This is a genomic window from Nocardia sp. GCM10030253 (assembly GCF_042675075.1).
Lineage (GTDB): Bacteria > Actinomycetota > Actinomycetes > Mycobacteriales > Mycobacteriaceae > Nocardia.
The window spans coordinates 860,549-868,506 of the sequence record NZ_JBHTDL010000005.1 but is presented as its reverse complement, the minus strand read 5'-3'; the positions used below and the strand labels follow the sequence as shown (position 1 = coordinate 868,506).

1 protein-coding gene is annotated in these 7,958 nt (G+C 68.5%); it reads left to right on the top strand.

The window, feature by feature from the left end:
• Positions 1–5: 5 nt before the first annotated feature.
• A complete protein-coding gene (locus tag ACFQZZ_RS12255) occupies positions 6–7,910 on the top strand; it encodes an SDR family NAD(P)-dependent oxidoreductase (protein ID WP_378678448.1) in 7,905 nt (2,634 codons plus the stop codon).
• The last annotated feature ends 48 nt before the right edge of the window (positions 7,911–7,958 follow it).

Here is a 7,958-nt window from a genome sequence, read left to right as displayed (position 1 = left end):
CGTCATTGCGATTGTTGCCGCGCGGTGGCCGGTTCGTCGAGATGGGCATGATCGACCGGCGTGATCCGGTCGAGGTGGCCGCCGAACATCCGGGGGTGGATTACCGCGATTTCATGCTGCTGGATGTGGATCCGGATCGGCTCCACGAAATCCTGAAGATCCTCGTCGGACTTTTCGACGCCGGCACGTTGACGCTCTCCCCGACCATCGCGTGGGACGTACGGCAAGTGCCCGAGGCTTTCCGGTACGTGAGCCAGGCTCGGCATATCGGCAAGAACGTGCTCACCGTGCCGACGCCGCTGCGGCCCGATGGCACCGTCCTGATCACCGGCGGCACCGGGGAACTAGGTGCGTTGGCTGCGCGACATCTGGTCACCGCATACGGCGTGCGCAGGCTGGTGTTGGCGGGCAGGAGCGGCCCGGATGCGCCGGGCGCTGCCGAACTCACCAACGAGCTCAGCGCGCTCGGCGCTCATGTGGACGTCGTCGCCTGTGATGTGGCCGACCGGGCCGCGGTGGATGCCGTGTTGGCGGCGATACCGTCGCAATATCCGTTGACGGGTGTCGTGCACGCCGCGGGTGTGCTGGCCGACGGCCTGTTCGCCACCATGTCTCCGCAGCAGATCGCGGATGTGTTGCGGCCGAAGGTGGATGCGGCGTGGAATCTGCACGAGGCGACCAAGGACCTGGATCTGTCGGCGTTCGTGCTCTATTCCTCGATCGCGGGCGTGGTCGGCAACGCGGGGCAGGCGAACTACGCCGCCGCGAATGTATTCCTGGATGCGTTGGCGCAACACCGACACGTGAGCGGTCTGCCCGCGACCTCGGTGGCATGGGGGCCGTGGCCGAAGAGCAGCGGCATGACCAGCGACCTCAGCGCGGCCGACCTCGCTCGCTTGCGGCGGCAGGGCTTTCTTCCGCTGGCCGACGAGGCGGGTATGGCGCTGTTCGACGCCGCAATGGTGGGTGGCAGGTCCGCATTCGTGGCCGCCCGCGTCGATCGGGCCGCGCTCGCGGCGGCAGGTCCCGGTGAGCTGTCTGCTGTCATGCGCGGTCTGTCGCGGCCGTCCCGCCGCCGCGTTGCCGTCGCGGCGGGCCGGACGTCGAGTCTGGCGGCGCAGCTGGTCGGCCGTTCGGCCGCCGAGCAGGAACGTGTCATCGTCGAGGTGATCCGTGTCCAGGCCGCGGCGGTTCTCGGGCATGACGGCGCGGACTCGATTGCCGTGGACAAGCCGTTCAGCGATATCGGATTCGATTCGCTGGGTGTCATGGAATTCCGCAACCGGCTGGCCGAAGCCACCGGTCTGCCGTTGCCCTCGACCCTGGTCTTCGACCATCCGACCGTGACGGCGGTGGCGAAGCTGGTGCAGTCCTTGGTCGCGCCGATATCGGTGGGCGAACCCGTCGCGAAGACTCAGCGCCGGCTGCCCGCGGACGAACCGATCGCCATCGTGGGGATGAGCTGCCGGTTCCCAGGAGGTGTCGATTCACCGGAGGCGCTCTGGGATCTCCTCGCTTCCGGGACCGACGCGACCGGCGAGTTCCCGTCGGATCGTGGCTGGGATCTGGAGCGACTGTTCGATTCGGATCCGGACAAGCCAGGCACCGCCTACACCCGTCGCGGCGGATTCCTCGACGACGCAGGCGGTTTCGACGCCGGTTTCTTCGGCATCAGCCCGCGCGAGGCGTCCGCGATGGACCCGCAACAACGCCTGTTGCTCGAAGCGTCCTGGGAGGCGCTGGAGGACGCGGGCATAGATCCGGTTTCGTTGCGCGGCAGCGACACCGGAGTGTTCGCCGGAGCGTCCGCTTCCGGCTACATCGATCGGGTCACCGGGGATCTGGAGGGATATCGGCTCACCGGAACCACGCACAGTGTGATCTCCGGCCGAGTGTCCTATGTCTTCGGCCTCGAAGGGCCCGCGGTCACCGTGGATACTGCGTGCTCGTCGTCCCTTGTCGCTCTGCATCAGGCCTGCCGAGCGCTACGACAGGGCGAGACTTCGCTGGCACTGGCCAGCGGCGTGTCGGTCGCGGCAAGCCCCTATCTCTATGTCGACTTCGCGCGGCAGCGTGGTCTGGCGCCCGATGGACGCTGCAAATCATTCTCCGCAACGGCCGATGGCGTCGCCTTCTCCGAGGGCGTCGGGGTTCTTGTACTCGAGCGGCTCTCCGACGCCGCGCGCCTCGGCCACAACGTCCTCGCTCTCGTGCGCGGAACTGCCGTGAACCAGGACGGGGCCAGCAATGGTTTGACCGCGCCGAACGGTCCTTCGCAGGAGCGGGTGATCGCGGCGGCGTTGGCCGATGCCGGTCTCGAGCCGACGGACGTCGATGCGGTCGAGGCGCACGGTACCGGAACGACTTTGGGTGATCCGATCGAGGCGCAGGCGCTGATCGGCGCCTACGGGCAGGGTCGTGCCGGAGTTCCGCTGCGGATCGGGTCGATCAAGTCGAACATCGGACACACCATCGCCGCGGCCGGTGTCGGTGGAGTCATCAAGATGGTTCAGGCATTGCGCCACGAGACGCTGCCGAAGACGCTCCATGCGGAGGAGCCGAGCCCGCACGTGGCATGGTCGACCGGCGATGTCCAGCTGTTGACCGAGGCCGAGCCGTGGCCGGCAGGCGGGCGCATCCGCCGCGCCGGGGTGTCGTCATTCGGCATCAGCGGCACCAACGCGCACGCCATCCTGGAAGAAGCACCAGTCCACATCGGACCCCGTCGAGTGTCGGGGGCACAGCTAGAGCCCACCGATCCGCCGCGCACCTCCCCGGCCGCCGCGCTGCTGGTCTCGGCGAGTTCCGAATCCGGACTGCGGGCGCAGGCGGATCGCCTGCGGCAGTGGTTGATCGATGATCCCGACGTGAACGTGTGGGATGTCGCGTATTCCTCGGCGACGTCTCGCGCTCGGCTCGACCGGCGCGCAGCCGTCGTCGGTCGTGATCGCGACGAGCTGCTGGCCGGTCTCGCCGAGCTGGCGGCGGGTTCGCCGGGCACGATCGAGGCGACCGTCGGATCGGGCCAGACGGCATTCCTGTTCACCGGGCAGGGTGCGCAACGGGCCGGTATGGGTGCGGGGTTGTACGCGGCCTTCGAGGTATTCGCGGCGGCGTTCGACGAAGTGTGCGCCCAGATCGATCCGCTGCTCGGGCAGGCCTACCCGTCGCCCGACCACCACCCCTCGAGGAGCTCCGCGCTGTCCTTGCGGGACCTGGTGTTCGACAAGGACAGCGCGGCGCTGCTGGATCGGACCGAGTTCACCCAGCCCGCCCTGTTCGCCTTCGAGGTGGCGCTGTTCCGGCTGCTGGAGTCGTTCGGCGTCGTACCCGACGTGCTGATCGGGCACTCGATCGGGGAGCTCGCGGCCGCCTATGTGGCGGGTGTGTGGTCGTTGCCCGACGCGTGCGCCCTGGTGGTCGCCCGCGGGCGATTGATGGGGGCGCTGCCCGAGGGCGGGTCGATGCTGGCGGTCGCGGTGCCAGAGGCGCGAGCGAGCGCGGTGCTCGCCGGATTCGCGGGCCGGGTGTCGATGGCCGCGGTGAACGGCCCGTCGTCGGTGGTTTTGTCCGGGCAGGTTTCCGCGATCGACGAGATAGCGGACGCGTTCGTCGCGGAAGGGGTCAAGACCTCCCGGCTTCGGGTGAGTCACGCGTTCCATTCGGCGTTGATGGAGCCGATGCTCGTCGAGTTCCGTTGTGTCGCAAAAGAGTTGACCTATCACCAGCCGACCGTCCAGATCGTGTCGAACGTCTCGGGCGCCCTGGTCGGTGACGAGGTGACCGATCCGGAGTATTGGGTCGAGCAGGTGCGCGGCTGCGTCCGGTTCGCGCCGGGAATCGACACTCTGGTCGGGGCCGGGGTGCGGCGTTTCCTGGAGATCGGACCGGATGCCGTGCTGGCCGCGATGGTTCGGCAGTGTCTTGCCGAGAATCAGGACGTCGAGGCCAAGTCGACGGTGGTCGCGGCCGCCCGACGCTCGATCGACGAACCAACCCAGTTCGTTTCCGCGCTGGCCTCGGTCGATGTCTCAGGCACGAGAATGGACTGGACACGGCTGTTCGCGGGTCGCTCCGTGGATCGGGTGCCGTTGCCCACGTACGCATTCCAGCATCAGCGGTACTGGCTCCAGCCGGTCACCGCGCAGGACGCCCGGCAGTCGGGTCTCGACGAAGCGGGACATCCACTGTTGAGCGCGATGGTGCGGCTGCCGGATTCCGAGGAAGTGGTGTTCACGGGCAGGCTTTCTCGCGCCGGTCATCCATGGCTTGCCGACCATACGGTCGCCGGTGTGACATTGCTGCCCGGTGCGGCCTTCGTGGAGCTGGTCCTGCACGTGGGGACGATGGTGCAGTGCCCGCGATTGGCGGAGCTGGTGATCGAAGCGCCGCTGGCGGTGCCGTCCACCGGTGGCGTCGAGCTGCGGGTGGTGGCGACCGGGCCGGACGAGACGGGCGAGCGGACGGTGTCGGTGTACTCGCGCATCCGCGGTGCCGACCCCAGCGATGGAGCGGAGCGTTCGCGCATCAACTCAGCCGGTCGGGCCGAGCACAACGATGGTTCCGGTGACCCACAATGGCTTCGCCATGTGGTCGCGTCGGTCACTGCCCAGGTGGACACGCCGTCGATCGACACGAATATGGCGAGTTGGCCGCCGGCCGGTGCGACGGCGATGGAACTCGGCGACGTCTATGCGGATCTGGCAGAGCTGGGCTATGAGTACGGACCGGGGTTCCAGGGACTGACCGCGCTGTGGCGGCGCGACGGTGAGGTATTCGCGGAAGTCGCGCTACCGGAGCCCGTCCGATCGGCGGCAGGGGAATTCGGGGTGCATCCGGCGTTGCTGGATGCCGCGTTGCACGCGGTCCTGTTCGGCGGGTTGGTTCCCGCGACGCGGGTCGGTGAGGTCGCCGTCCCGTTCTCGTGGGAGAACGTCGCGCTGTACGCGATCGGGGCGACCGCGCTGCGGGTCAGAGCGGTCGCGACCGGCTCCGCGGCGGGGGAGCGGATCGCGGTGACGCTCGCCGACACGTCGGGTGTGGCGGTGGCCGAGGTGGGCGCGCTTACGCTGCGGCCCATTTCGACCGCCGCGCTCGGTTCGGCGCACCGCCGGACCGACGGCGTCGGCTACGGCCTGGACTGGGTCGCGCTTCCGGCGGGCGAGTTCACCGAAACCGGCGACTGGAGCACTGCCGAGGATGGTGAAATCGTCTCGATCGCGGGACGGGCTGCGACGGTGTTGCGGCTCGACGGTGCGGCAGGCGAGCGCTATCTCCCGGCTCGGACGCGGGATGTAGTTACGGCGCTGACCGCGCGCATCCAGCGGTTGCTGACGCAGGACCAGTCCATCGTCGTCGTGACCCGCAATGCGGTGGCCGTGCATCCCGGTGAGACTGTCGACCTGCCCGCAGCAGCGGCGTTGGGTCTGCTGCGCACCGCGCAGAGCGAGCACCCGGACCGGATTCTCGTGGTCGATGTCGACGCGTCGGCCGACTATCGGCGCTGGGTGGAAGTGGCTGTGACGACGGCGGGTGAACCCCAGCTGGCGGTACGGCGAGGTACGACGCACGTGCCGCGGCTGCACCGCGCCGGTTCGGATCTGCACGGGGTCGCCGCGTTGCGCGACACCGCGCAATGGGCACTCACACTGCTCGACAAGGGCACGTTGACCGGAGACAACTTCGGCCTGGCAGATCATCCCGGCGCGCCGCTCGAGGCAGGACAGGTCCGGATGAGTATGCGGGCGGTCGGCCTCAACTTCCGCGACGTGCTCATCGCCCTCGGTACCTACCCCGACCCGAACGCCCGAATCGGCGTCGAAGGAGCGGGGGTCGTGCTCGAGGTGGCACCCGATGTGACCGAATTCGCCCCTGGTGACCGGGTTTTCGGGTTCCTCTCCGGTGTCGGATCGGTCGCGGTGACCGATCGACGACTGCTCGCGCCGATCCCGCGCGGCTGGTCGTTCGGTCAGGCCGCAGCTGTTCCTGCGGCGTATGCGACGGCCTACTACGGTCTCGTCGACCTGGCCGGTGCTCGACCCGGCGAGACGCTGTTGCTGCATGCGGCAACCGGCGGCGTCGGCACGGCGGCGGTGCAGGTCGCGCGGCATCTTGGCCTGCGGCTGCTGGTTACCGCCAGTGAGCCGAAGTGGGAGGTGTTGCGCGGCATGGGATTCGGCGACGCGGACATCGGCGACTCGCGCACCTTGGATTTCGAGCGGAAGTTCCTCGACGTCACCGATGGTCGCGGTGTGGATATCGTGTTGGATTCGCTGGCAGGCGAATTCGTGGACGCGTCATTGCGATTGTTGCCGCGCGGTGGCCGGTTCGTCGAGATGGGCATGATCGACCGGCGCGATCCGGTCGAGGTGGCCGCCGAGTATCCCGGGGTGCGTTACCAGAGTTTCATGCTGATGGATGCGGATCCGGATCGGCTCCAAGAGATCATGCGGGTTCTCGTAGCACTCTTCGAGGCCGGAACGTTGACACCGTCCCCCACCACCGCGTGGGACCTGCGACAGGCACCAGAAGCCTTCCGGTATCTCAGCCAGGCCCGCCACATCGGCAAGAACGTGCTCACCGTGCCGACGCCGCTGCGGCCCGATGGCACCGTCCTGATCACCGGCGGCACCGGTGGACTCGGCGCGATCCTCGCCAGGCACCTGATCACGACATACGGCGTGCGCAGGCTCGTATTGGCAAGCAGGCGCGGCAAAGACGCGCCTGGCGCGGCCGAACTCCGGGCCGAACTCGGCGCGCTCGGCGCGCACGTGGACGTGCTCGCCTGCGACGCGGCCGACCGGGCCGCGTTGGACGAAGTGCTGGCGTCGATACCTCGGGAACATCCGTTGACCGGCGTCTTCCACACCGCGGGCGTGCTGGCCGACGGCCTGCTCGCCGGTATGACGCCGGAACAGATCGCGGACGTGTTGCGGCCGAAAGTGGATGCGGCGTGGAACCTGCACGAGGCGACCAAGGACCTGGACCTGTCGGCATTCGTACTCTATTCCTCGATCGCGGGCGTGATCGGCAGTGCGGCGCAGGCGAACTACGCCGCCGCCAATGTCTTCCTGGATGCGCTGGCGCAACAGCGGCACCTGTCCGGTCTGCCCGCGACCTCTGTGGCGTGGGGGCCGTGGCGGGAGCGCACCGGCATGACCAGTGTGCTCGGTGACGCCGACTTCGCCAGGTGGCGGCGCGAGGGTTTCCTTCCGGTCGGCGGCGAGGACGGCATGGCGCTGTTCGACGCGGCACTCGCGGGCGGCAGGTCCGGGTTCGTTGCGGTCCGGATCGATCGGTCCGCGCTGGCCGAGGCGGGCCCGGATGACTTGCGCGCGGTCATGCGTGGTTTGGCACGCCCGTCGCGGCGCCGGGTGAGTGGCGCGCCGAGCCAGGCGCCCGATCTGGCGGCGCAACTGGCCGGCCGCTCGACGGCCGAGCAGGACCGCATCGTCCTCGACGTGATCCGCGCCCAGGCCGCGGCGATCCTCGGCCACGATGGCGCGGACTCGATCGCCTCGGACAAGCCGTTCAGCGATATCGGGTTCGACTCGCTCGGCGTCATGGAGTTCCGGAACAGGCTGAAATCGGCTGTCGGCGTGCAGTTGTCCGCAACCGCGATGTTCGACTATCCGACACCGGCGGAGCTTGCCGGTTTCCTCCGTCAGGAGATCGCTCCGGCCGACGGTTCCGTCGATCGGATCGCGGCCGAGCTCGCGTCGTTGGCGCGCAGTGTTGCCGCGGCCGATCTGTCGCCTGCGGACCGTTCCGGCATCGCACTCGAGTTGATGGCGATGTGGCGCGCGCTCGAAGGCAAGGACGCGAGCGAGGCCGATCGGGGCGGCAGCGTCGAGGGCCTCGACGCCGCGGACGACCGCGAACTCTTCGACTTCATCGACAACCTCAGCTGATTCGTCGACAACCTCAGCTGAACTGAAACGACCAGGAGCCCCACCGAT